This window comes from Acidovorax sp. LjRoot118, from assembly GCF_964253575.1.
GTDB lineage: Bacteria > Pseudomonadota > Gammaproteobacteria > Burkholderiales > Burkholderiaceae_C > Acidovorax.
On record NZ_CAXURB020000001.1, the window covers coordinates 4,404,395 to 4,428,010 of the forward strand.

Below are 23,616 nucleotides of genomic sequence, written 5' to 3' on the forward strand. Positions count from 1 at the left end.
CACACGCCCAAAACTGGAGGAACGAGGAACTGCCCTCTCAGGCTACCGTCGGCGCAATCAAATCCAGCGGCCAGCGCGGCTTCACGTCAAAGGCGTACTCGGTGCTGGCCTGCTGCTGGCCGGCCTGCAGGCGCATGGCGGCCGCCATGGCGATCATGGCGCCGTTGTCGGTGCACAGGTGCAGCTCGGGGTAGTGCACGCGCACCTTGTTTTTGGCACAGGCTTCGTTGAGCTGGTTGCGCAGGTGGCGGTTGGCACCCACGCCGCCGGCCACGACCACGCGCTTCATGCCCGTCTGCTTCAAGGCAGCGAGGGTCTTCTTCACCAGCACCTCGACGATGGCTGCCTCGGTGCTCGCGGCCAGGTCGGCCTTGCGCGGTTCGAGCTCGTCGCCGAGCTTTTTCGCCTGCGTGAGCACGGCGGTCTTGAGGCCGGCGAACGAAAAGTCCAGGTTGCCACTGTGCAGCAACGGCCGTGGCAGCTTGAAGGCCGTGGCGTCGCCCTGCTCGGCCAGCTTCGACAGCGCGGGGCCGCCCGGGTAGCCCAGGCCCATGAGCTTGGCCGATTTGTCGAATGCTTCGCCAGCGGCGTCGTCGATGGTCTCGCCCAGCATTTCGTAGCGGCCCACGCCATCCACGCGCATGAGCTGCGTGTGGCCGCCGGACACCAGCAGCGCGACGAAGGGGAACTCGGGTGGATCGGCGCTCAAAAAGGGCGAGAGCAGATGCCCCTCCAGGTGGTGTACGCCCAGCACGGGTTTGCCCAGCGCGGCGCCCAGGGCACATGCCACACCCGCACCCACCAGCAGCGCACCGGCCAGGCCCGGGCCACGGGTGTAGGCCACCACGTCCACGTCGGCCAGGCTCTTGCCGGACTCGGCCAGCACCTGGCTGGCCAGCGGCAGCACGCGGCGGATGTGGTCGCGGCTGGCCAGCTCGGGCACCACGCCGCCATAGGCCTGGTGCATTTCGATCTGGCTGTGCAGCGCGTGGGAAAGCAGTGCGGGCACCTGGCCCTCCACGCGCGTTTCCACCAGGGCCACGCCGGTTTCATCGCAGGAAGACTCAATGCCCAATATCAACAACGTCATGGCCCCGAGTGTAGAGCGCCGGCCATGGTGGCAAGGCGCCACAATCGGACAACCCCACGCATTGCAAGCCTCACCCCCATGGCCGACGTCCTCCACTTCCATTCCCCCCAGGCAGCGCAGATGCTGCTCCTGGCCCAGCAGGTGCGGGCCTGGGAGCGCGTGGCACCTGCGGAGTACCAGGCCCTGCAGCAGCGCCAGCTGCACACGCTGATGCGCCATGCCCACCAGCACTCGCCCTTCTGGCGCGAGCGCCTGGAGGCGGCCGGGTGGCCCGCTGAGGCCTCACCCGGCGCAGTGCTGGCACGCCTGCCGCTGCTCACCCGCGCCGATCTGCAGACGCACTTTGCCCAGGCACGCGCGCGCTGGCCCGGCCTGGAGGAGGCGGGCATCGCCACATCGACCACCTCGGGCTCCACCGGCGAGCCCGTGCGTGTGGAAAAGGCCAGCGCCATGTATTCGCCCCTGTATGCCGCCATCTCCTGGATGGAGGCCCAATGGCACCAGCGCGATGCGGCGCGCAAGATTGCCGTGCTGGGCGCCGGCCTCACCGACGGCACGCGCGACAGCTGGGGCGACATGTACGCCGCACTGGGCCTGCGCGGCCCCTGCGTGGTGCGCAACATCACCCAGCATGGCATGGAGTCGCACCTGGACTGGCTGCTCGCGCACCGGCCCGACTACCTCAAGTGCAGCTCGATGGCTGCGGCAGAGCTGGCGCGGCTGGCGCTGGCGTGGGGCGTGCACTTGCCCATCCGGCAGGTGATCTCGCAATCCGAACGGGTCACGCCCGGCCAGCGGGCGCTGTGCCTGCAGGCCTTTGGCGCGAGGATCATCGACCGCTATTCGTGCGAGGAGACCGGCTGGATCGCGCTGCAGTGCCCGGTGCACGACCACCTGCACCTGCTGGGCGCAACGACCCTCATGGAGATCGTGGATGGAGAGGGCAAGCCCTGCCCCGTGGACGTACCAGGCCGCGTACTCGTGACCAGCCTGCACAGCTTTGCCATGCCCATCCTGCGCTACGAGCTGGGCGACATCGCCGAGTGGGGTGCGCCGTGCAGCTGCGGCATGGTGCTGCCCGTGATCGCGCGCATGGGGGGTCGCACCCGGCACCAGGTACAGACCGACAAGGGCCTGCTGCCCATGCCCTTTCTGGGCGACGAGCTGGGCCACATCGAGCCCATACGCGCCTTCCGCATGCGCCAGTACGCGGACGGCACGCTGCAGCTGCAGATCGAGGCGCCCCGCGCGCTCACGGCAGCCGAGCAGGCCGCCGTGCGTGCGGTGTTCGCCGCCAATGGCCTGGCCGACCTGCCCTTGCATGTAGAGCACCTGGCCCGCATCGACTGGCCGCCGGGGCGCAAGCGCGAGGAGTTCGAGCGCGTGGACCGCGCCTTCGAACCACCCCCCTCAACCCGTTGAAAGGCTTATTGCGGCCAGATCTTGCCCTTGCTCACGAACGCGCCCGTGCTGGTCTTGTAGCCGAAATGGACCTCGGCATTGACCGCGCGCATTTCCGCTTTCGTGAAGTCGAGCGATGGCGTAAACCGGAGCGTGGTGGCGTTCGCCACCTGGCTTGCGAAGGCAACGGCCTCCGCATCGGCCGGCACCTGGCTGGCCCAGGTGCCGTCGCCCTTGCGGAAGAACCACAGGTCGGACAGGAAGCTTTGGCCATTGGCGGGGATGCGTGCCGCCACCCAGGCGCTGATCTTGGGGTTGGCCGCCACATCCGCCGCCGTTTGCCCCAGGGTGATGCCCAGTTGCAGGGGCTGGCCTGCGGTGGACAGCACCGCCGTTGCAAGCGTTGCTACAGAGGCCGATGCAGTGGTCGTGGTTGCCGCAGTTGTCTGCTGGTCGGTGGTGCTGACGGTGCCCGTGGCGGGGCTGGGCGCATCCACCGGGTCGGGGTAGGCCGAGGTGGTCCAGACAATCGCCGCGTAACCAGCCGCGTACTTTGCCAAGTCCACGTCGATCGCGCCCTGGATGTCGTACAGCGGGGTGCCGCTCAGTTGGCGCACATACAGCCAGTTGCCCTGGCTGGTGCTGCCCTTGCTGGCATCGAGCTGCCCGCCCACGAAGCGCACCGTGCCACCGCCATCGTGCACCACCAGGTGGTCAGCGGCAGGCTCGTTGACCAGCCGCGAGAACGTGGTGTCGATCTGTTCGGTGCTCTTGACGGTCTGGTATTCCGCTGCGCCCAGGGCGGCTTCACGGACTGGCGCCGAGCCGTAGCGCAGGGCGAAGGCGGACTCGGTGGCCTGCGGCGCATAACCCGAGAACATGAACGAGCGGCTGCCCGCAGGGATGTAGATCTTGAATTCCTTGTACTGCAGCTGGTAGCCGGTGAACTCGGGCAACGCCAGCGATCCGCCGCCCGGGAAGGCACAGCCCCCGGTGGAGTAACCGATGGCGCAGCCCGTGACGCCTTCAGGCGCGTACTGCTGCTTGAAGCCGATCTTGGTATTGAAGGTGTAGTCGTAGGTGCCGGCGGCAGGGGGCAGCGCGATGCGCAGCGGCGACTGGTGAAGCGAAACGAAATTGGCAGCGTGTGCCAGAGACACCACCGCAGAAAGACACAAGACAACCAGAAACCGCATCGACACCACTCCAGACAAAACCAGACAGCCAGCAAAAAGCGCCCAGCGGGCGCGCACCCATTCAGTTATAAACAATAACCTTCAACCACTACGCCCTGTAGGACATGCCGCACACGAAGACGCGGCCCTGTCCCGCCATACGCACGTGGCGAGGCTCAGAGGGGCATTGCGCAGCGAAGTTCCTGTAAAGATTCGTACCGCAGGCAGTGCCCGGGCCGGGCAAGCGGCTCCCCCCGGTGGGTCAGCGCAGCGCCGCGCGCGAGTTCAGCAGTTGCTGCACCATGGCCACCACCGGGGTGGTCTGGGTGTCGTATTGCGACTCGGGGGCGAGCGGCGCCTCATAGGCACCATCCAGGCCGGTCAGGCCGGTGATCAGCCCCGCCCTGGCGCGCGCATACAGGCCCTTGGGGTCGCGCCGGGCGCACTCATCCACCGAAGTGCTCAGGTGGATCTCATGGAACTCACCGGGAGCAAACAGGGCGCGCACCCGCTGTCGGTCGGTCTCGAAGGGGGAAACAAAGGCGCACACCACGGTCATGCCGTTGTGGGCCATCAGCCGCGCCACCTCGCCTGCGCGCCGGATGTTCTCGGCCCGGTCGGCGGCAGACAGCCCCAGGTCGGAGCACAGGCCCTTGCGCAGCTCGTCGCCATCGAGCACGCAGGCCCGGCCGCCGGCCTGGTTGATGGCCTGGGCCAGCGCGGTGGCCAGGGTGGTCTTGCCTGCGGCGGGCAGGCCGGTGATCCAGTAGACGAGGGGGTTCAAACAGGGCTCCGGGCTGGGTAGGTCGGGAAATGATCCACCTCCTACTATGCCAGCCACGGCTCCGTCCAGCACCCAAAAAAGAGCAGGAGTCTCCCTGGCCTTCGTTCTTACCAGCGGTCCGAGCGCATGCGCAGTTCCCACCCGCCGCCGCGCAGCTCGTACACGCCCACGGCGCCGTAGCGCTGCTCGCCCTTGTCGTCCCAGGTCATGGTGCCGATCACCGGTGCGTAGCCGTTGATGCTGTGCATGGCCTTGGTGATGTCCTTGGGGGCGGCGGACTTGGCTTTCTGGATCGCGGCGGACAGCACGTAGGTGCTGTCGTAGCTGTAGTGGCCGCCATAGGCCGGTGCCTTCTTGAACTCGGCCACGTACTTTTCGAGGAAGGGCTTGCCGGTGGTGAACTCCTTGGCCTCCAGCACGGGCGAGGTGGCGTAGATCCCCTCCACGATGCCGGCGCCCTTGGCCATGTCGGTGGTCTTGATGGTGTCGCCGCCCAGGAGGCGCACCTTGGTGTGGTCGACCTTCTTGAGCGCCTCCAGCAGGGCAATGGCCTGGAAGTCATTCAGGGTGGAGACGATCACCTCGACCTTGGCCGCCTTGAGTTCGCCAGCAAGGGCGTCGAAGGCCGTGGTCTTGTCGTCGAAGGACTTGCGCACCACGACCTCCTTCTTCTCGGCCTTGAGCTGCTCGGCAGCGCCGTCGGCCAGGCCCTTGCCGTAGGGGGTGCCGTCGTCCAGCGCTGCATAGCGGCTGGCGCCCAGCTGCGTGGCGGCGAACGAGCCGATGGCGCGCGCCTGCAGGGTGTCGTTGGCCACCATGCGGAAGGTGGTGGGAAAGCCCAGCTGCGTGAACTTGGGGTTGGTGGAGATGGCGATCTGCGGGATGTCCTTGGCCGCGTAGATGGGCGCGGTCTCGATGCTCACGCCCGAATTCAGGTGGCCGATGACTGCCACCACGCCAGCGTCCACCAGTTGCTGCGCCACGATCTTGCCGGTGGCGGCATCGGCCTTGTCGTCCACGGACACCACCTCCAGCGTCACGCGCTTGCCGTCCACGGTGTAGCCGCCCTTGTTGAGCTCGGCCACGGCCAGGTTCACCCCGTTGAGCAAGTCCTGCCCCAGGGCGGCCAGGGGCCCGCTCAGGGGCTGTGCGACCCCGATCTTGATGGTGTCGGGCACTTTGCCGCAGCCCGCCAACAAGGCGGTGGCGGCCACGGCGGTGAGGGCCAGGCTGGCCGAAAATCGGCGCCGGTCGATGGGCTGGTTCATGCAGGAAACTCCATATCTGTATGTCAATGTGACCGGATGTATATGCGACGCCGCCAAGAGGCGCTATCGGGTATGCCCTCCCAATACACACTCTATTAGCAAGTTTCAGGCCCTGAAAGGGGTGCAGCCGCGCAAGCAAGGGTAGACACCCTCCGCGCACCAGCCCAGCGCACCAATTTGTGGCGTAAATCTTGCTATGCTGAAGGCATGAATGAGGCCTTGCGCATAGTGGTGGTTGCCCCCGATCTGGCGGTCGCCGACCCCGACGACGAGCATGCCCTGCTGCAGGCAGAGCGCTCGCGGGCGCTGCGCATCGGCCTGCTGGAAAACAACTTCAACCTGGTGGCCACGCTGCCGGCCGACGTGTTTTTGAGCGAACGCCTGGCGCAATTGCAGCCGGACCTCATCATCGTGGACGCCGAGAGCGAGGCGCGCGATGCGCTGGAGCATGTGGTGATGGCCACGCGCGACGAGCGCCGCCCCATCGTCATGTTCACCAATGACGAGGACACCTCGCACGTGAAGGCGGCCGTGGCCGCCGGCGTCTCGGCCTACATCGTGGCGGGCCTGGCGCCCCAGCGCATCCGCCCCATCCTGGATGTGGCAATGGCACGCTTTCAGCACGAGCAGGCATTACGCGCCGAACTGGCCGACGCCAAGACCGAGCTCAAGGACCGCAAGACCATCGACCGCGCCAAGGGCCTGCTGATGGAGCGCCAGGGCCTGAGCGAGCAGGCCGCCTATGAAAAGCTGCGCAAGACGGCCATGGACAAGGGCCTCAAGCTGGCCGACGTGGCCCAGCGCATGCTCGACGTGGCCGATCTGCTGGGCTGACCGCCTGCGGCGCATCCTGCGCCGACGCCCCGCCGCGCAGCACGCCACCTATTTTCGGAGCCGGAATGGTGCACCGCACAAGATGCGTGCAGCCTGCACCACTGCCACCGGCCTGCCATCTTGTGGTGCAAGCTTGCAAAGCCCCTCTACCGCATTCACTAGAATGCTATTGAATGAATAGCAGGTTGGTGCGCAGGAAAGCTGGCACAGGGCTTGCATGAACTGATCAAGACCAACGACGGTCTTCGATGAGAGGCTCCTACCCAATGGCGGGCAGGTACCTCTCGCCACCGGACACAGGCGTCCCACCCGCGCTCGGCGCTGCGTGACTTTCTTTGTGAAGTTGCAGCAGCCCGAGCGCCGGGGGGACGCCTTTTTTGTTTTTCACGCCACCAGGGGAGCCCCATGACCGATCTGCTCAAAACCAGCCTCAACCGCCGCACCGTGCTGCAGGCAGCCACCGTGGGCGCCGTGGGCGTGAGCCCAGCCCTGCGCGCTCTTGTTCACGCACAGGGCTCCGATGCGCCCGAGAAGAAGGAAGTGAAGATCGGCTTCATCCCGCTGACCGACTGCGCCAGCGTGGTGATGGCCTCGGTGCTGGGCTTCGACAAGAAGTACGGCGTGACCATCATCCCCACCAAGGAAGCCAGCTGGGCCGGCGTGCGCGACAAGCTGGTCAACGGTGAACTCGACTTCGCTCACGTGCTGTATGGCCTGGTCTACGGCGTGCACCTGGGCACGGCCGGCCCCAAGAAGGACATGGCCGTGCTGATGAGCCTGAACAACAACGGGCAGGCCATCTCGCTGTCCAAGGCGATTGCGGACAAGGGCGCCGTGGACGGCCCCTCCCTGGCCAAGCTCATGGAAAAGGAAAAGCGCGAGTACACCTTTGCAGGCACCTTCCCCACGGGCACGCACGCGATGTGGATGCACTATTGGCTGGCCGCCGCAGGCATCAACCCGCTGTCGGGCGCCAAGCTGATCACCGTGCCGCCACCGCAGATGGTGGCCAACATGCGCGTGGGCAACATGGACGGCTTCTGCGTGGGCGAACCCTGGAACCACCGCGCCATCATGGATGGCATTGGCATCACGGCGAACACCACACAGGACATCTGGAAGGACCACCCCGAGAAGGTGCTCGGTACCACCGCCGAGTTCGTGAAGAAGAACCCCAACACCACGCGCGCCGTGATGATGGCGATTCTGGAAGCCAGCCAGTGGATCGACGCCAGCCTGTCCAACAAGATGAAGATGGCCGAGACCGTGGCCCAGAAGGCCTACATCAACACCAGCGTGGACGCGATCAACCAGCGCATCCTGGGCCGCTACCAGAACGGCATGGGCAAGACCTGGGACGATCCCAACCACATGAAGTTCTTCAACGATGGTGCGGTGAACTTCCCCTACCTGTCCGACGGCATGTGGTTCCTCACCCAGCACAAGCGCTGGGGCCTGCTCAAGAGCCACCCGGACTACCTGGCCGTGGCCAAACAGATCAACCAGGTGGATCTGTACAAATCGGTGGCCAGCGCCATGAAGATCAATGTGCCCAAGGACGCCATGCGGACCAGCAAGCTCATGGACGGTGTCGTCTGGGACGGCAAGGACCCCGCCAAGTACGCCGACGGCTTCAAGATCAAGGCCTGAGGCCGCAGAGCCACCCAAACCGCCCCCCCATTGCCACCTGCACAGGAGATCCACCATGGTCAGTGCCGTCTTCCACTCCCCTCCCGCCGCTTTGCCGGCCGATACCCCCGCTGCGGCCCCTGCGCGCATTGCAGCCAGCCACAACGAGGCCCGCAAGGAAGCGGATGCCAGGCCCCTTCCTGCCCAGCGCGCGCCCCGCGACTGGGCGGCACTTTCACGCGCCTTCTGGATGGCCGTGCTGCCACCGCTGTGCGGCCTGGGCCTGCTGATCGGCGTGTGGGCCGTGGTATCTACCACCACCGGCAAGAGCATCCCCGGCCCGCTGGAAACCTGGGCGCAGGCCCTGGAGATCTTCAGCAACCCCTTCTACCGCAATGGCCCCAATGACCAGGGCGTGGGCTGGAACGTGCTGATGTCGCTGGAGCGCGTGGCGGTGGGCTTCGGCCTGGCGGCAATTGTCGGCATCCCCGCGGGCTTCGTGATCGGGCGCTTCAACTTCCTGTCGCGCATGTTCAACCCGCTGATCAGCCTGCTGCGCCCGGTGTCGCCGCTGGCCTGGCTGCCCATCGGCCTGCTGGTGTTCAAGGGCGCCAACCCCGCCGCCATCTGGACCATCTTCATCTGCTCCATCTGGCCCATGATCATCAACACCGCCGTGGGCGTGCAGCGCGTACCGCAGGACTACATGAACGTAGCCCGCGTGCTCAACCTCTCGGAGTGGAAGATCGCCACCAAGATCCTGTTCCCCGCCGTGCTGCCCTACATGCTGACCGGCGTGCGCCTGGCCGTGGGTACGGCCTGGCTGGTGATCGTGGCCGCCGAGATGCTGACCGGCGGCGTGGGCATCGGCTTCTGGGTGTGGGACGAGTGGAACAACCTGAACGTCAAGAACATCATCATCGCGATCTTCGTGATCGGCATCGTGGGGCTGGCGCTGGAGTTCGCGCTCATCAAGCTGGCCACCGCATTCACATTCGAAGAGGTGAAGGCATGACTACCGCTACCGCATCGCAATCGGCCAAGTTCATCCAGGTGCAAGGGGTCGAGCAGACCTTCAAGACCGCCAAGGGCCTGTTCCCCGCGCTCAAGGGGATCGACCTGACCATCGCCAAGGGCGAGTTCGTGGCGCTGATCGGCCACTCGGGCTGCGGCAAGTCCACGCTGCTGAACCTGATCGCCGGCCTGACCACGCCCACGGCCGGCGTCCTGCTGTGCGCCAACAAGGAGATCAAGGGCCCCGGCCCCGAGCGCGCCGTGGTGTTCCAGAACCATTCGCTGCTGCCCTGGCTGACCTGCTTCGACAACGTCTACCTGGCGGTGGAGCGCGTATTCAGCGGCCGCGAAAGCAAGGCCGAACTCAAGGCGCGCACCGATGCGGCGCTGGCCCTGGTGGGCCTCACGCACGCCGGCCAGAAGCGCCCCGGCGAGATCTCCGGCGGCATGAAGCAGCGCGTGGGCATCGCCCGCGCCTTGTCGATGGAACCCCAGGTGCTGCTGATGGACGAGCCCTTCGGCGCCCTGGATGCCCTGACCCGCGCCAAACTGCAGGACGAACTGCTGGAGATCGTGGCGCGCACGCAAAGCACCGTGGTGATGGTCACGCACGACGTGGACGAAGCCGTGCTGCTGTCCGACAAGATCGTGATGATGACCAATGGCCCGGCCGCCACCATCGGCGAGGTGCTGCAGGTCGACCTGGCCCGCCCGCGCAAGCGCGTGGAACTGGCCGAAGACCCGCAGTACGTGCACTACCGCAAGGCGGTGATCGATTTCCTCTACACGCGCCAGGGGCACGTCGAGAAAGCGGCTTGAAGGCCTTGCACCGGCTCGCCGGTGCGGCACCTGCGCAAAGGCGTTGGACCTGTGTGGCCAACGCCTTTTTTCATGCTCAGTGCGCGCCGGAGATGTACTGCTCCAGCTGCTCGATGATGAATTTCTGCTCGGAAATGATGTCCTTGACCAGGTCACCGATGGAGATCATGCCCACGAGCTTGCCGCCGTCCACCACGGGCAGGTGGCGCAGGCGTCCGGTGCTCATGATCTGCATGCACTGCTCGCTGGTCTGGTCGGGCCGCACGAAGCGCACGGCGCTGGTCATCACGTCGCGCGCCAGCGTGGCGGCAGAGGTGCGGCCCAGGAGCGCGATCTTTCGCGCGTAGTCACGCTCGGTGAAGATGCCCACGATGGCGTCCCCTTCGGTGACCACCAGGGCGCCGATGCCCTTGTCGGCCATGAGCTGCAGGGCAGAGAGCACGGAATCGGTGGGCCGGATGGTGTGCACGGTGGAGTCAGGCTTGGACTGAAGAATCTTGGCTACGACGGTCATGGAAACCTCCCTCTGAAAGACGTGGAACGGGGCACAGGCTCATTTCAGCCCATCTGCTCCACGAGCGCAAGCCGAAGCACTCCACGCCGATGTTTCTGCGCTGTTGCACTGCGCTGCGGTCGAAACAAACCGAAAAGAAACGAAACCGCGTCGAGACCCCCGGTACGGGTTAACCCGGCACGATACACCCATGTTCAACGCGCTGGCTCTCTCGGGAACAAGCAAGCTGAGCACCGCAGGAACTCTGTGGATTGTTTCTGATACCGGAACAGTTAGTTTGCGACTCAGTGGTTTTTCTCTGAACACCGCAGGCGTACAGTTCAACCCATCGATGAGCCGAACCCGCAAGGCGACTCACCGAACCCGGTTCAGCAGCTTCATTTGTTTCGCAGCCGTTCCGGTTTTTTTGAGACGCTTTTACCTTCAAGGACTTTCATCATGAACACGACCGCACGCTTCCTCTCCATCGCCGCTGTTGCCGCTTTCGCTTCTTTCGGTGCCCAGGCCGACGAGGCCGATGCTTCGCAATTCGCCACCAAGTTCGACACCAGCCGCACCCGCGCCGAAGTGGCCGCTGAAGCCGCTACCGTGGCACAGACCCGCAGCATCGAACCCGCTGGTTCGCGTGTGGTGACCTACAAGTCCACGGCCGACCGCGCTGCCGTGCGTGCCCAGGCTGCCGACGCTGTTCGCACCGGCCAGATCTCTGCTGGCGAAATCGGCGCACTGTAATTCGCATCCAGTTGGCGTATTGCCCCGTATTCCCCAGTACCTCGTCCCTATTTTTTGAATTTCACAGGAGTTTCACCATGAACACCACCGCACGTTTCCTCTCCATCGCCGCTGTTGCCGCTTTCGCTTCTTTCGGTGCCCAGGCTGACGAAGCCGACGCTTCGCAGTTCGCCACGAAGTTCGAGACCAGCCGCACCCGTGTCGAAGTGATGGCCGACGCCGCCACCGTGGCCAAGACCCGCAGCACCGAACCCGCTGGCTCGCGCGTGGTGTCTTACCAATCGACCGCCGACCGCGCTGCCGTGCAGGCCCAGGCTGCCGACGCCGTGCGCATGGGCAAGATCTCTTCGGGCGAACTCGGCTCGATGTAATCTGCCAGGCAGCGGGTCTGCCGACCGCACGGCAGCCTCCTGCAAAAAAGGCCGGGGCCCCGCAAGGGGCTCCGGCCTTTTGCCATCTGGGCGAATACGGCTTATTTGCGCGCCGCAGCCACCGCGCCCTGCACTTCCTTCCACAGGTCTTCACCCACGTTGGCCGCAATGCTGGCGTTCACGGCGCCGAGCCTTTCGCGCATGCGGCTGGCTTCGGCAGACGACAGTTCGTTGACCTGCATGCCCTTGCCCTTCAAGTCGGCCAGCGCCTTGTTGGCTTCGTCGCGGGTGTCCTGGCGCTCGAACTCGCGGCTCTTCTTGGCAGCATCGAGCAGCACCTTCTGCTCGGCCTTTGAGAGACCATCCCAGTATTTCTTGCTGACCAGCACGATCCAGGGGCTGTAGACGTGGTTGGTGACCGTGAGGTACTTCTGCACCTCGTAGAACTTGCTCGACAGGATGGTGTTGTAGGGGTTCTCCTGGCCGTCCACGGTGTTGGTCTCCAGGGCCGTGAACAGCTCCGAGAACGGCAGCGGCACGGCATTGGCGCCCAGGGTCTTGAAGCTGTCGAGGAACACGTTGTTCTGCATCACGCGCAGCTTGATGCCGTTCATGTCCTCGAGCTTGGTCACGGGGCGCTTGCTGTTGGTCAGGTTGCGAAAGCCGTTCTCCCAGTACACCAGGCCCACCAGGCCTTTTTCCTGCAGCTTGTCCATGACCTTCTGGCCCACGGGGCCGTCGAGCACGACGTCGGCCTCCTTGGCGTTGTTGAACAGGAAGGGCGTGTCCCAGATCGCCATTTCCTTGGTGATGCCCACCAGCGTGGCGGTGGAGCCGACCATCATCTCCTGCGCGCCGCCGACCAGCGCCTGCTGCATCTGCACGTCAGAGCCCAGGGCGGCGGCGCCGATGGCGCGCACCTTCATCTTGCCGCCCGAGGCTTTTTCGACCTCTTGCGCGAACAGCTTGGTGGCGCGGCCCTGGTTGGACACTTCGTTCAGGCCGTAGCCGAAACGGATGATGCGCGGCTTGAAATCCTGGGCAGCTGCCTGGAACGAGGCGGCGACAGCGGCGACCGACAGGGCGGCCAGCAGGGTACGGCGGAAAGTCTTCATGGTTGTCTCCATTGGCAAGGGAAAGAAAGGCAGGGAAAAAGAGGGGCGCGGCGCCATCAGCGCATCCAGTGCACGGGGGCCGTCACCAGCTGAGGGAAAACCACCAGCAGCGACAGGATCAGCACGTAGGTGAGCAGGAAGGGGTTGACGCCCTTGATGACGCTGTGCATCGAGATGCGGCCCACGCCGGCCACCACGTTGAGCACCGTGCCCACGGGCGGGGTGATCAGGCCGATGGCGCCGTTGAGCACGAACATCAGGCCGAAGTACACCGGGTCGATCCCCGCCTTGACGGCGATGGGAAGCATCACCGGAGCAAAGATCAGGATGGTGGGCGTGAGGTCCAGCGCCGTGCCGATGAGCACCAGCACGATCATCATCACGGCCATCAAGAGGCGCGGATTCTCCACCAGCGGGCCGAGCCAGCCGGTCAGCACCGTGGGCAGGTCGGCCAGGGTGATCATGTAGCTGGCCACCTGGGCGCCGGCGCACAGGAACATCACGATGGCCGTGGTCTTGGCGGCGCGCACCAGCACGCCGTAGATCTCGGGCACGCGCATCTCGCGGTGCACGAACAGGGCCACGGCCAGGGCATAGAAGGCAGCGACCACGGCAGCTTCGGTGGGCGTGAACACGCCCGACTTCATGCCACCGATGATGATCAGCGGCATGAGCATGGCCCAGAACGCCTTGACCGTGGCGCGCAGGCGCTCGCGCAGGGGCAGCGGCGCGCGGCTTGGCGGCAGGTCCATGCCGCGCAGCACCCAGCGCCACGCGAAGATCAGGCCCACCCCCATCATCAGCCCCGGCACGATGCCCGAGACGAACAGCGCCGAGATGGAGGTGTTGGTCGTCACGCCATAGATCACGAAGGGCATCGACGGCGGGATGATGGGCGCAATGATCCCACCCGAGGCGATCAGCCCGGCCGAGGTGTTCATCGGGTAGCCCTGCTGGCGCATCATGGGCAAGAGGATGGTGGCCAGCGCCGCCGTATCGGCAAGGGCCGAGCCGCTCATGCTGGCCATGAGCACGGCAGCGCCGATGGCCACGTAGCCCAGCCCGCCGCGGATGTGGCCGACCCAGGCCTGCGCCATCTCGATGATGCGCCGGCTGATGCCCCCGGAGTTCATCAGCTCGCCGGCCAGGATGAAGAAGGGCACGGCCAGCAGCGGAAAGCTGTCCACCCCGGCCACCAGGTTCTGGGCCAGCAACTGCGTGTCGAAGAAATCGAGCACCCAGGCCATGCCGGCACCGGTGAGCACCAGGGCCAGGCCCATGTTCATGCCCGTGCCCATGAACACCAGCATGCCCAGCGAAAAAACAATGAATGCCTGTGCTTCGGGACCCATGGCCGTCACTCCACTTCCGCGCCGTGACCGAGGTCCAGTGGCACGCGTTGAATCAATTCGATGAATGCCATCACCGCGATGGCCGCCGAGCACAGCAAGGCGGGCAGCGGCAGCAGCGCCGCCGAATAGCCCAGCACCACCGAGTGGCTGCCCAGGCCCACGACCACCTGCTGCCAGGCGCCCCAGGCCAGCATGGCGCAGGCGGCGATCACCAGCAGCCGGATGAGCGCGGTGAGCAGGCCGAAGGCCAGCGGCTTGCGGACCAGCAGCCCGGCCAGGCTGGTGAAGGCCATGTGCTCGCCCGCCGGGTAGGCGGCAGCAGCGCCGATGAATACCATCCAGACGAACAGCAGGCGCGACAACTCCTCGCTGGCGGCGATGCCGCTGCCAAAGCCATAGCGCAGCACCACGTTGACGAAGACCGCCACGGCCATCACGCCCAGGCAGCTGGCCATCAGCACCTGGGCCCCCTTTTCAAAGCGGCTCGGGGCCCGGTGGGCTGGCACGGGATCGGGGAGGGAGGTATCGGCGCTCATGGCGTGGGTTCCTTGACGGCAAGCCAGGCGGACACCTGGGCCTGCAATGCGGGGATGGAAAGCAAGGCATCCAGGCGCAGCACGCCGGGTTCGCCCACGGGCGACTGCAGCGTGGCGAACTGGCTGTCCACCAGGGTGGTGGAAAAGAAGTGGGTGTTCACCCGGGCGGCCACACGCTCGCCGGCATGGGCCCGGTCGATCTCCAGGAACGCGAAGCGCACGCCGGGACAGGCGGCGCGCAGGCGGTCGCGGTAGGCCTTCTTGAGGGCCGAACAGGTCAGCACGGCACCCTGCGGGTGGTTCTGCAGCAACTGGCCCAGCGTGGCCAGCCAGCCCTCGCGGTCGGCGTCGGTCAGGGCAATGCCCTGGCGCATCTTCTCGCGGCTGGCGGGGCTGTGGTGGTCGTCCCCTTCGATCAGGGGCAGGCCCTGGGCCTGGGCGACGGCAGCGCCCAGGCTGGACTTGCCGCAGCCGGCCACGCCCATGACCACGAGGAATACCGGTGACGGCGGACTGTTCATATTGGTAGCGCTATCCAACAAGCTTCAAAAAAACATCCCGGCGGGATGAGGGGAAAATTCGGGTTCCACAGGGGAAAATGCCACACTACGGCGCGTGCTGGCCTTGCTCTTGCCTTTGGACAGCGCTATCCTAAATCCATCAGGCCATAACCAAGCGAGGGAAAACCCTTGATCAGACCCGAACCCCGGCGGCGCTCGAGCGGCCGCGTCACGCTCAGCCAGGTGGCCGAGGCCGCCGGCGTGAGCCCCATCACCGCCTCGCGTGCGCTGCGCGGCGAGCGCGGCGTGGCCGACGAACTGGTGCAGCGCGTGAAGGCCGCGGCCGCCCAGATGGGCTACGTGCCCGACCCTGCCGCGCGCGCCCTGGCATCGCAGCGCAGCGTGCAGGTGCCGGTGCTGGTGCCGCTGCTGTCCAACGCACTGTTCGTGGACGTGCTCGACGCCGTGCACCGCACCCTGTTCCCGCACGGCTACCAGGCGCTGATCGGCGTGACCCACTACGACCCCGAGGAGGAGGAGCAACTGCTGCGCACCTACCTCGCGCACCGGCCGGCAGGCCTGCTGGTGACGGGCTTTGACCGCACCGAGTCCGCACGCCAGATGATTGCCGCCAGCGGCGTGCCCTGCGTGCACCTGATGGAGATGACCCCGGCGCCCGGCGTGTACTGCGTGGGCTTTTCACAGCAGGACGCGGGCCACCGCATCACCGCCCACCTGCTGGAGCGCGGCCGCCGCCGCGTGGCCTTCGTGGCGGCACAGCTGGACCCGCGCACCATGCAGCGCGCCGAGGGCTACCGCCGCTGCCTGAGGGACGCCGGCCTGCACGACCCGCGGCTGGAACTGCTGAGCGCGCAGCCCTCGTCCATCCGCCTGGGGGCCGAGCTGTTCGAGCAGATGCTGCGCACCCAGCCCGACGTGGACGCGATCTTCTTCAACAACGACGACCTGGCCCAGGGCGGCCTGCTGGCCGCGCAGCGCCTGGGCATCGCCGTGCCCGGCCAGGTGGCCGTGGCGGGTTTCAACGACCTGGCCGGCAGCGACCAGATGCTGCCCACGCTGACCACGGTGCGCACACCGCGCTCCTCGATCGGCGAGGCCAGCGCGCGCATGCTGCTGGCGCTGATGCGCGGCGAGCCCGTGGAGCACAACTCGGTGAACCTGGGGTTCGAGCTCACGGTGCGCGAAAGTACGTAAAGAGGCACCCCCTGAGTCGCTTCGCGCCTTCCCCCTCTCTCATATTGCTTCGCAATCTGGGAGGGGGACGCCCCCAGCGCGGCGGGGCGGCCCTTGCGCGGGGGCACTGGGCTCGGCCGCGCCAGTTTCAAAGGATTGTCACGCCGAGGTACGCGCCAGCACGTAAAGAGGCCCCCCCTGGCGCTGCGCGCCTTCACCCCCCCTCCCGACCCGCTGCGCGGGTCGGGAGGGGGACGCCCCCAACGCAAGCGCTGGTTACGCCGCCTTCGCGGCGGGGCGGCCCTTGCGCGGGGGCACTGGCCTTTGGCCGCGCCAGCTTCGGAGGGCTGGGCGAAGGTTGACGACTACGCGGATACCAGTGCGCGCTGTGACGACGTCGACTTCATGGCCTTGCGCAAGGCCACGGCGTCGTGGGCCTGCGTGGGCGCCGACGCATCCAGGCGGAACACCGCCACCGTCTCGGTCACCGATTGGGCCTGGCCCTGCAGCTCCATGGCCGAGGCGGCGTTCTCCTCCACCAATGCAGCGTTCTGCTGCGTGATGGTGTCCAGCTGGGCCACGGCGGCATTGACCTGTGAGATGCCGGTGAGCTGCTCGTTGGAGGCGTTGTGGATCTCGCCGATCAGCGTGTTCACGCGGCGCACCAGCTCCAGCGATTCGCCCATGGTCTTTTGCGCCGTGTCGGTCTTCTGGTGGCCCTCCTGCACCTTGGTGGCCGAGTCGTCGATGAGCTGGCGGATCTCCTTGGCGGCCGACAGCGTGCGGTGCGAGAGGCTGCGCACCTCGGACGCCACGACCGCGAAGCCCCGCCCCTGGTCGCCCGCACGCGCGGCCTCCACGGCGGCATTGAGCGCCAGGATGTTGGTCTGGAAGGCGATGCTGTCGATGAGCTGGGTGATCTCGCCGATGCGGCCCGAGGCGGTCTGGATCTGCTTCATGGTCTCTGCCACGCCATCGACCGCTTCCTTGCTGCGCTCGGCTACCGAGGTCGCCTGCGTGGCCAGCACCGTGGCCTGGCGCGCCGATTCGGCCGTGTGCTTGACGGTACCGGTGATCTCCTCCATCGACGCCGCCGTCTGTTGCAGGTTGCTGGCCTGCGTCTCGGTGCGGGACGACAGGTCCTGGTTGCCCTGCGCGATCTCGCGCGTGGAGACCTGCATGCGCTCGCTCTCCTGGCGAGCGTCGCGCACGATGGACAACAGGTTCACGTTGAGCTGCGACAGCGCCTTCTGCAGGCTGCCCACGGTGTCGTCGCGCGTGACCTCGATCTTCTGCGTGAGGTCACCCGCTGCCATGCGGTTGGCCCAGCCCAGCATCTGCGACAGCGGCGCCACCGTGGCCTGGTGCAGGTACCAGGCCATGGCGAGCGCCAGCGCCAACACGCCCACCCACGCCAGGCCCGAACCGAACGAGAAACTGTGCCCGCCTACCTCGGCAGCCCCCCAGGCCGCCAGCACCAGGACGAACAGGCACAGGCACATTTTGCCCATGGGGCCGAACTGAAGCCGTGCCGCCAGGGTGCCCCAGGCGGTGTTTTTGACCAGGCGCCCGTTGCGCAGCACATGCACCAGGCTGCCGCGCTCCTTCTCGGCACGCATGGTGGCGTAGAGCCGGTCGGCGGCCTGGATCTGATCGCGCGTGGCCTCGGTACGCACCGACATGTAGCCGGTAGGGTGCTCGCCCTGCATCAGCGGCGTGACGTTGGCCATAACCCAGTAGAAGCTACCGTCCTTGCGCCGGTTCTTCACCGCTGCCGACCACGGCTGGCCGTTGCCGATGGTCTCCCACATGTCGCGGAAGGCCTCCTCGGGCATCTCCGGGTGGCGGATCATGTTGTGGGGCTGGCCCAGGAGTTCTTCCTTCTCATAACCGCTGACCTCGATGAACATCGGATTGCAGTAGAGGATGCGGCCCTTGAGATCGGTCGTGGAGACCAGGGTTTCGCCTTTGGGAAAAACGTACTCTTGGGTACTGACCGGCAGATTCACGCGCATTGGATTCCCTCCACGGATGCCATCTCGTCCCCGCTGTCTGTGGCCATCCGACCCTGCAGCGGTAAAAACATCCTAGAAGCAATGCCCCCATCGCGCAAACAACATTTGCGCAAGGCAGGCATCCCCAGCCTGGTGCGGGGCATGGTGCACGCCGACACGCACCGCCTCCACTGCGCACCACGCCGGGTCACTGGTGCCAGGCAAACAATCAAAATCAATAGCAGTCGACTGACTGAGCACGGCACTTTGCCGGCAGTTTCGGCCCGTACCACCGAGCGCACCAACATTGGCACACGCCTTGCTTGGAATGCAGCACGGCCAAAGTTGGCCGTTTGTGTTGCCCGGTGCAAAGGCGCATCCGGCAGGCACAGGACGCAGGCGTCCCCATGGAGAGTCGTTGGCCACTGGCCAGCGTGCTCCGTGCGGACGCCTTTTTGTTTTTCTGTTTTCCTTTCCGTTGCAAGCCACGGCACAGAGCAGCGCTGCAGGCAGGTCCTACCGCCATGCAGGCAGACGCCCTTTCCACGCGAGACATCCATGCTTCAATTTCGGGACTTCTTCAAATCCGGCCACTCCCCCACGCTGTGGTCTGCGTTTCTCTACTTCGCCTTTTCGTGCGCGGTGTGGGTCATCAACGGTGCGATGGCACCCTTCATCACCGAGAGCCTGAAACTCACCCCCACGCAGATGGGGATCATGCTGTCCATCCCGATCTTCGCCGGCGCGCTGATGCGCTTTCCGCTGGGAATCCTGGCGCAGTACATCGGGCGCAAGAACGCCACGCTGGTGGAGATGGCCGGCATCTTCATCGCCATGGGCTACGGCTACCTGTTCGTCAACGACTACAACGACCTGCTGGCCATGGGCGTGCTGCTGGGCGTGGCGGGGGCGAGCTTCGGCGTGGCGCTGTCGCTGGGTTCGGGCTCGTTCCCGCCCCGCTACAAGGGCCTGGCCATGGGCATCGTGGGCGCGGGCAACGTGGGCACGGCCGTGTCCGCACTGCTGGCCCCCGTGCTGGCGCAGAAGTTCGGCTGGCAGTCGGTCTACGGCTTTGCCGCCGTGGGCGTGGCCATCCCCGCCCTCGTGATGGCCGTCTACGCCAAGGAGCCACCGGACCGGGCGCCCCACGCCTCGTTCCGCGAACACATCGCCTGCCTGTTCGAGAAGGACGGCTGGGCCTTCAGCCTGATCTACGCCGTGACGTTCGGTGGCTTCATCGGCCTCATCGCCTTCATGCCCACCTACTTCTACGACCAGTTCGGCGTGAGCAAGGTGCAGGCCGGCCAGTTGACCATGATGGCCGCCTTTCTGGGTGCGGCGCTGCGCGTGCTGGGCGGCTGGCTGTCGGACCTGTGGGGCGGGGTGAACACCCTCACGGGCGTGCTCGCCATCACCACGGTGAGCCTGGTGCTGTGCGGGCTGGCCGAGAACTCGCTGCCGGTCACGATGCTGCTGTTCCTGGTGTGCTTTGCTGCACTGGGCGCGGGCAACGGCGCACTGTTCCAGTTGGTGCCGCTGCGCTGGCCCCTGTCCACGGCCGTGGCCGGCTCCATGATCGGCGAGATCGGCGCCCTGGGTGGCGGCCTGATCCCCAACGCCATGGGCCTGTCGCGCCAGTACAGCGGCACCTACCTGTGGGGCTTCGTCTCCATCGCCGTGTGCGCCGCGGCCATGCTGGTGCTGCTGCGCGTGATGCAGATCCGCTGGACGCGCACGTGGGCAGAGAAGGGGGGCCGCGCGCGCAGCGCGTGACCGGCGCCAGCCGGTAAGCGCGTCAGCGCTTGCCCCATTTCCAGCGAAAGAGAGGGTGGCGCGCAGCGCCTGAGCTGGCGCGAGCCAGCCAACGCGCAGCGTTGCCCTCACGTCAGCTAGAAGGGAGGACGTGCGCCCAACCTCACCTCGGCAGAAACAACACCCAATACACCAGCAGCAGGTTCACCAGCACGCTCACCGCCAGCGCAATCTTCCAGATCGCCGTGGCGTCGCGCTGCATCAGCGGCGCCAGCGGTGCATGCGCGTGCAGGGGCCGCGAGGCGCCACGCTCCAGCGCCAGCAGCAGCTCCTCTGCCGTCTCGAAGCGCTGGGCGCGCTGGCGCGCCACGGCCTTCAAGGCGATCTGGTCCAGCCAGATGGGTACCTCGGGGTTGTGGCGGCTCGGGGCCACCGGGTCGCGGTGGTAGCGCCCGATCTGGTAGGGCACCACGTCGCCGTAGGGCAAGCGCCCATGGCTGAGCAACTGGTACAGCGTCACGCCCAGCGCAAACAGGTCGCTGCCGGCGTCGGGCATCTGCCCGGTCTCGCCATCAGCACTGCGGTCATAGCCAGGCCATTGCTCGGGGTTCATGTAGCTCGGCGTGCCGGCATGCAGCAGGCGCGTGGCCTCGGGCTCGCGGCCGCTGAGCGCCACCCCCAGGTCGAGCACGCGCAGCACGCCGTCGTCGCCCAGGTGCAGGTTGTCGGGCTTGATATCACGGTGCACCACACCCTGGCGGTGCAACAGGCCCAGCACGCGCACGGCCTGGGTGAGCACGCCAACGGTGCGCGCCACGCCAAAGGGCTGGCGCCGGCGCAGTTGCTGCCCCAGGGTCTCGCCCCGGTGCCAGTCATAGAGCAGGTAGAAAAAACTGCTGCTGGCGCCTGATGCGGCGGCAGGCCAGTCGTTCAGGCAGGCCAGATGGGCCGCCGCACTGCCCGACTGCATGCGCCTCGCCACCCAGGCCTCGTGCGCCAGCGTGGCGCGCTCTTCGCCATCGTGCGCGCGCTGGGGGTTCAAGGTCTTGAGCGCATACAGGCGCTGGCTGGCAGGGTCGCGCACCTGGTAGATGCGGTGGATGCCGCTGTCGGCCACCAGCGCGGTGACCACCAGGCCGTCGACCGCATCGCCCACCTTGAGCAGGGGCAGCACCGGCAGCTCCTGGGCGCGCCGCGATTCGTCCTGCAGGGTGGCTTCGAGCACGCCGCGCACCTGCACAGCCATGGCGGTCACATTGTCGCTGCTGCCCCGGCGCAGGGCTGTGCGCACCAGTTCCTCGCACAGCGTTTGCGGCGCCTGGCCCTGTCGCATCAGGCTGCGCAGCTCGCGCTCGGGCAGGCTGCCATGCACACCGTCGGACACCAGCAGGAACAGGTCGCCGCTCTGCAGCTCCCCCTGGCTGTAGTCCACCACCACATGGTCGTCGAGCCCCAGGGCGCGCGTGAGCTGGTGCGCCAGGTCGCGCTGCGCGATCACATGGTCGGCCGTGAGCTGCTGCAGCCGCCCGTCGCGCAGCAGGTAGGCGCGCGTATCGCCCACGTGCGCCACGGTGAAGGACTGGCCGCGCAGCACAAGGGCCGTGAGCGTGGTCAGCCCCACGGCGGGCTGGCGCCGCCGGTTCATGGCGGCCAGCCAGCCGTTGTGGGCGCTGAGGATGCGGTCCAGGGCCACCGTGGTGTCCCAGGTCTCGGGGGTGGCGAAGTAGTCGGACAGCAGCGTGCGCACCGTGGTCTGGGCCGCCTCGCGCCCATTGCCACCCGCACTCACGCCATCGGCCAGGGCGGCAATGGCGCCACGGGGCAGGTCGCGCCCGCGGCCCTCGACCAGGGCCGCAAAGTCCTCGTTGCCGTCCTTGCGCCCGGCCTGCGAGACACAGCCGAAATCCAGTTCAAAACTCATGCACCACAGGCAAGCATCTTTCATGCCCAAGCTGGTGCAAAGTGCGCCCGCCAACGCACCCCAGCAAGGCCATGCGCGATTTTCATCCCCATCATGGTGCAATGCAACATGGTGCGCGTGGCGCCACCCTGGGGTTGCGCTCACGGACCACCAGAAAAGACGGGGTGCCCCGGATCGGGGCGGCAGGTTGGCACACGCATTGCTTGTTCGAAGGCACGGCCCGCAAGGGCCACGCGGGTCCACGGTGCAATGGCGCACCCGGGCTGGCAAGGACGAAGGCGTCCCCACATGCGGTTTCGAGACATCGAAGCAGCATCGTGTGGGCGCCTTTTTTGTTTTGTGTTTCCGATGGGCGTGGGGGCTGCGATGAAAAAATCCAGGCTGGTGATGGTGGGCAATGGCATGGCCGGTGTGCGCACCCTGGAAGAGCTGCTCAAGATCGCCCCGGACCTCTACGACATCACGGTGTTCGGCGCCGAGCCGCACCCCAACTACAACCGCATCCTGCTGTCGCCCGTGCTCGCGGGCGAGCAGACGATCGACGAAATCATCCTCAACGACTGGTCCTGGTACGAAGAGAACCAGATCACGCTGCACACCGGCTTCACCGTGACCGAGGTGGACCGCGTGCGCCGCGTGGTGCACGCCACCAATGCGGCGGGCGAGGCCATCAGCGCCGAGTACGACCGCCTGATCCTGGCCACCGGTTCCAACCCCTTCATCCTGCCCATCCCGGGCAACGACCTCCCCGGCGTGCTCGCCTACCGCGACATCGCCGACACCGAGGCCATGATCGCTGCCGCCGCCGCCTACCGGCATGCCGTGGTCATCGGCGGCGGCCTGCTGGGGCTGGAGGTGGCCAACGGCCTCGTCAAGCGCGGCATGCAGGTGAGCGTTGTGCATGTGGGCAACACGCTCATGGAGCGCCAGCTCGACGGCGTGGCGGGCCGCATGCTGCAGCAATCGCTGCAGGAGCGCGGCATGCAGTTTTTGCTCAACGCCCAGACCGCGGAACTGGTGGGCGGCCCCGAGGGCCGCGTGACCGCCGTGAAGTTCAAGGACGGCAGCCAGGTACCCGCCGACCTGGTGGTGATGGCCGTGGGCATACGCCCCAACACGGCGCTGGCCGAGAAGATGCGCCTGCATGTGAACCGGGGCATCGTGGTCAGCGACACGCTGCAGACCATCACCGACGCACGCATCTACGCCGTGGGCGAGTGCGCCGCCCACCGGGGCATCGCCTACGGCCTGGTGGCGCCGCTGTTCGAGCAGGGCAAGGTGCTGGCCAACCACCTGGCGGAGCTGGGCATCGACCGCTACCAGGGCTCGCTCACCTCCACCAAGCTCAAGGTGACCGGCATCGACCTGTTCAGCGCCGGGGATTTCCAGGGCGGCGAAGGCACCGAGGAGATCGTCATGAGCGACCCCGTGACCGGCTCGTACAAGAAGCTGGTGATCAAGGACGACAAGCTCGTGGGCGCCTGCCTGTATGGCGACACGGTGGACGGCAGCTGGTACTTCGACCTGCTGCGCGAAGGCCGCACGGTGGACGAGATCCGCGACCAGTTGATGTTCGGACCAGCGGGCACGGACTGAGCATCTCCCCTTCACAACGAACAGG

21 protein-coding genes and 1 pseudogene are annotated in these 23,616 nt (G+C 66.6%); 11 read left to right on the forward strand and 11 right to left on the reverse strand.

Features of this window, described 5'->3' with window-relative positions; genetic code table 11:
- Nucleotides 1-37: 37 nt before the first annotated feature.
- Entirely contained in the window at nucleotides 38-1,090 is a 1,053-nt protein-coding gene (tsaD, locus tag ACSQ9E_RS20800) for a tRNA (adenosine(37)-N6)-threonylcarbamoyltransferase complex transferase subunit TsaD (RefSeq protein ID WP_436219061.1), read from the reverse strand.
- Nucleotides 1,091-1,168: 78 nt separating this feature from the next.
- Here tsaD and ACSQ9E_RS20805 point away from each other — a divergent pair, with 78 nt between their 5' ends.
- A complete protein-coding gene (locus ACSQ9E_RS20805; RefSeq protein ID WP_436219062.1) occupies nucleotides 1,169-2,512 on the forward strand; it encodes a phenylacetate--CoA ligase family protein in 1,344 nt (447 codons plus the stop codon).
- A gap of 5 nt (nucleotides 2,513-2,517) precedes the next feature.
- Here ACSQ9E_RS20805 and ACSQ9E_RS20810 read toward each other — a convergent pair whose 3' ends face one another.
- From ACSQ9E_RS20810 to ACSQ9E_RS20820, 3 genes are all read right to left on the reverse strand, one after another.
- Entirely contained in the window at nucleotides 2,518-3,651 is a 1,134-nt protein-coding gene (locus ACSQ9E_RS20810) for a hypothetical protein (RefSeq protein WP_436219063.1), read from the reverse strand.
- Nucleotides 3,652-3,928: 277 nt separating this feature from the next.
- A complete protein-coding gene (gene cysC / locus ACSQ9E_RS20815; protein ID WP_436219064.1) occupies nucleotides 3,929-4,450 on the reverse strand; it encodes an adenylyl-sulfate kinase in 522 nt (173 codons plus the stop codon).
- Between the two features lie 107 nt (nucleotides 4,451-4,557).
- Nucleotides 4,558-5,718 (reverse strand): branched-chain amino acid ABC transporter substrate-binding protein, encoded by a 1,161-nt coding sequence (locus tag ACSQ9E_RS20820; protein ID WP_436219065.1) that lies wholly within the window; start codon nucleotides 5,716-5,718, stop codon nucleotides 4,558-4,560.
- A gap of 207 nt (nucleotides 5,719-5,925) precedes the next feature.
- On the opposite strand from ACSQ9E_RS20820, the gene ACSQ9E_RS20825 reads away from it, so the two are divergent.
- The 4 genes from ACSQ9E_RS20825 (at nucleotide 5,926) to ACSQ9E_RS20840 (ending at nucleotide 10,014) form a co-directional block, all read left to right on the forward strand.
- Nucleotides 5,926-6,552, forward strand: a complete 627-nt coding sequence (locus tag ACSQ9E_RS20825) for an ANTAR domain-containing response regulator (RefSeq protein ID WP_057199679.1) — start codon at nucleotides 5,926-5,928, stop codon at nucleotides 6,550-6,552.
- 405 nt (nucleotides 6,553-6,957) lie between these two features.
- The gene (locus ACSQ9E_RS20830; RefSeq protein ID WP_057199678.1) at nucleotides 6,958-8,202 is read left to right on the forward strand and encodes a CmpA/NrtA family ABC transporter substrate-binding protein; all 1,245 of its coding nucleotides are present in this window, start codon (nucleotides 6,958-6,960) and stop codon (nucleotides 8,200-8,202) included.
- A 55-nt stretch (nucleotides 8,203-8,257) separates the two neighbouring features.
- Nucleotides 8,258-9,196: a nitrate ABC transporter permease gene (gene ntrB, locus ACSQ9E_RS20835; protein ID WP_057199677.1), complete on the forward strand. Its 939-nt coding sequence runs from the start codon at nucleotides 8,258-8,260 to the stop codon at nucleotides 9,194-9,196.
- Nucleotides 9,193-10,014 (forward strand): ABC transporter ATP-binding protein, encoded by an 822-nt coding sequence (locus tag ACSQ9E_RS20840; RefSeq protein ID WP_057265987.1) that lies wholly within the window; start codon nucleotides 9,193-9,195, stop codon nucleotides 10,012-10,014. The genes ntrB and ACSQ9E_RS20840 overlap by 4 nt, the downstream gene beginning before the upstream one ends.
- Nucleotides 10,015-10,090: 76 nt before the next feature.
- Here the strand turns inward: ACSQ9E_RS20840 and ACSQ9E_RS20845 are convergent, their stop codons facing one another.
- Entirely contained in the window at nucleotides 10,091-10,528 is a 438-nt protein-coding gene (locus ACSQ9E_RS20845; protein ID WP_057199675.1) for a CBS domain-containing protein, read from the reverse strand.
- Between the two features lie 190 nt (nucleotides 10,529-10,718).
- Between ACSQ9E_RS20845 and ACSQ9E_RS20850 the strand changes: the two genes are divergently transcribed.
- The 3 genes from ACSQ9E_RS20850 to ACSQ9E_RS20860 all read left to right on the forward strand — a co-directional run bounded on the left by ACSQ9E_RS20850 (nucleotide 10,719) and on the right by ACSQ9E_RS20860 (nucleotide 11,631).
- Entirely contained in the window at nucleotides 10,719-10,970 is a 252-nt protein-coding gene (locus ACSQ9E_RS20850) for a hypothetical protein (protein ID WP_428002065.1), read from the forward strand.
- The gene (locus tag ACSQ9E_RS20855; RefSeq protein ID WP_436219066.1) at nucleotides 10,967-11,260 is read left to right on the forward strand and encodes a DUF4148 domain-containing protein; all 294 of its coding nucleotides are present in this window, start codon (nucleotides 10,967-10,969) and stop codon (nucleotides 11,258-11,260) included. Before ACSQ9E_RS20850 ends, ACSQ9E_RS20855 begins: the two co-directional genes overlap by 4 nt.
- Nucleotides 11,261-11,337: 77 nt before the next feature.
- On the forward strand, nucleotides 11,338-11,631 hold the full coding sequence (locus ACSQ9E_RS20860) for a DUF4148 domain-containing protein (RefSeq protein WP_305746265.1): 294 nt from the start codon (nucleotides 11,338-11,340) through the stop codon (nucleotides 11,629-11,631).
- A gap of 101 nt (nucleotides 11,632-11,732) precedes the next feature.
- On the opposite strand, the gene ACSQ9E_RS20865 is transcribed toward ACSQ9E_RS20860, so the two are convergent.
- From ACSQ9E_RS20865 to ACSQ9E_RS20880, 4 genes are read right to left on the reverse strand one after another with little or no spacing between them, the layout of a single operon-like run.
- The gene (locus tag ACSQ9E_RS20865; RefSeq protein ID WP_436219067.1) at nucleotides 11,733-12,746 is read right to left on the reverse strand and encodes a TRAP transporter substrate-binding protein; all 1,014 of its coding nucleotides are present in this window, start codon (nucleotides 12,744-12,746) and stop codon (nucleotides 11,733-11,735) included.
- A 56-nt stretch (nucleotides 12,747-12,802) separates the two neighbouring features.
- Nucleotides 12,803-14,098 (reverse strand): TRAP transporter large permease, encoded by a 1,296-nt coding sequence (locus tag ACSQ9E_RS20870; protein WP_436219068.1) that lies wholly within the window; start codon nucleotides 14,096-14,098, stop codon nucleotides 12,803-12,805.
- 5 nt (nucleotides 14,099-14,103) lie between these two features.
- Nucleotides 14,104-14,634, reverse strand: a complete 531-nt coding sequence (locus ACSQ9E_RS20875) for a TRAP transporter small permease (RefSeq protein WP_436219069.1) — start codon at nucleotides 14,632-14,634, stop codon at nucleotides 14,104-14,106.
- Nucleotides 14,631-15,119 carry a gluconokinase gene (locus ACSQ9E_RS20880; protein ID WP_436220245.1) on the reverse strand — a complete coding sequence of 163 codons (489 nt, stop codon included), beginning with the start codon at nucleotides 15,117-15,119 and terminating at the stop codon, nucleotides 14,631-14,633. Before ACSQ9E_RS20880 ends, ACSQ9E_RS20875 begins: the two co-directional genes overlap by 4 nt.
- Before the next feature lie 204 nt (nucleotides 15,120-15,323).
- Here ACSQ9E_RS20880 and ACSQ9E_RS20885 point away from each other — a divergent pair, with 204 nt between their 5' ends.
- Nucleotides 15,324-16,349: a LacI family DNA-binding transcriptional regulator gene (locus ACSQ9E_RS20885; RefSeq protein ID WP_436219070.1), complete on the forward strand. Its 1,026-nt coding sequence runs from the start codon at nucleotides 15,324-15,326 to the stop codon at nucleotides 16,347-16,349.
- Nucleotides 16,350-16,693: 344 nt separating this feature from the next.
- On the opposite strand, the gene ACSQ9E_RS20890 is transcribed toward ACSQ9E_RS20885, so the two are convergent.
- The gene (locus ACSQ9E_RS20890; protein ID WP_436219071.1) at nucleotides 16,694-18,343 is read right to left on the reverse strand and encodes a methyl-accepting chemotaxis protein; all 1,650 of its coding nucleotides are present in this window, start codon (nucleotides 18,341-18,343) and stop codon (nucleotides 16,694-16,696) included.
- A gap of 537 nt (nucleotides 18,344-18,880) precedes the next feature.
- Here ACSQ9E_RS20890 and ACSQ9E_RS20895 point away from each other — a divergent pair.
- Complete coding sequence (locus ACSQ9E_RS20895) at nucleotides 18,881-20,095, forward strand: MFS transporter (RefSeq protein ID WP_057265997.1); 1,215 nt, start codon at nucleotides 18,881-18,883, stop codon at nucleotides 20,093-20,095.
- A 142-nt stretch (nucleotides 20,096-20,237) separates the two neighbouring features.
- Here the strand turns inward: ACSQ9E_RS20895 and ACSQ9E_RS20900 are convergent, their stop codons facing one another.
- Nucleotides 20,238-21,995 carry a protein kinase domain-containing protein gene (locus ACSQ9E_RS20900; RefSeq protein WP_436219072.1) on the reverse strand — a complete coding sequence of 586 codons (1,758 nt, stop codon included), beginning with the start codon at nucleotides 21,993-21,995 and terminating at the stop codon, nucleotides 20,238-20,240.
- A gap of 366 nt (nucleotides 21,996-22,361) precedes the next feature.
- On the opposite strand from ACSQ9E_RS20900, the pseudogene ACSQ9E_RS20905 reads away from it, so the two are divergent.
- Nucleotides 22,362-23,573 (forward strand): annotated as a pseudogene (locus ACSQ9E_RS20905) (NAD(P)/FAD-dependent oxidoreductase); the annotation flags it as partial.
- Between the last annotated feature and the right edge of the window lie 43 nt (nucleotides 23,574-23,616).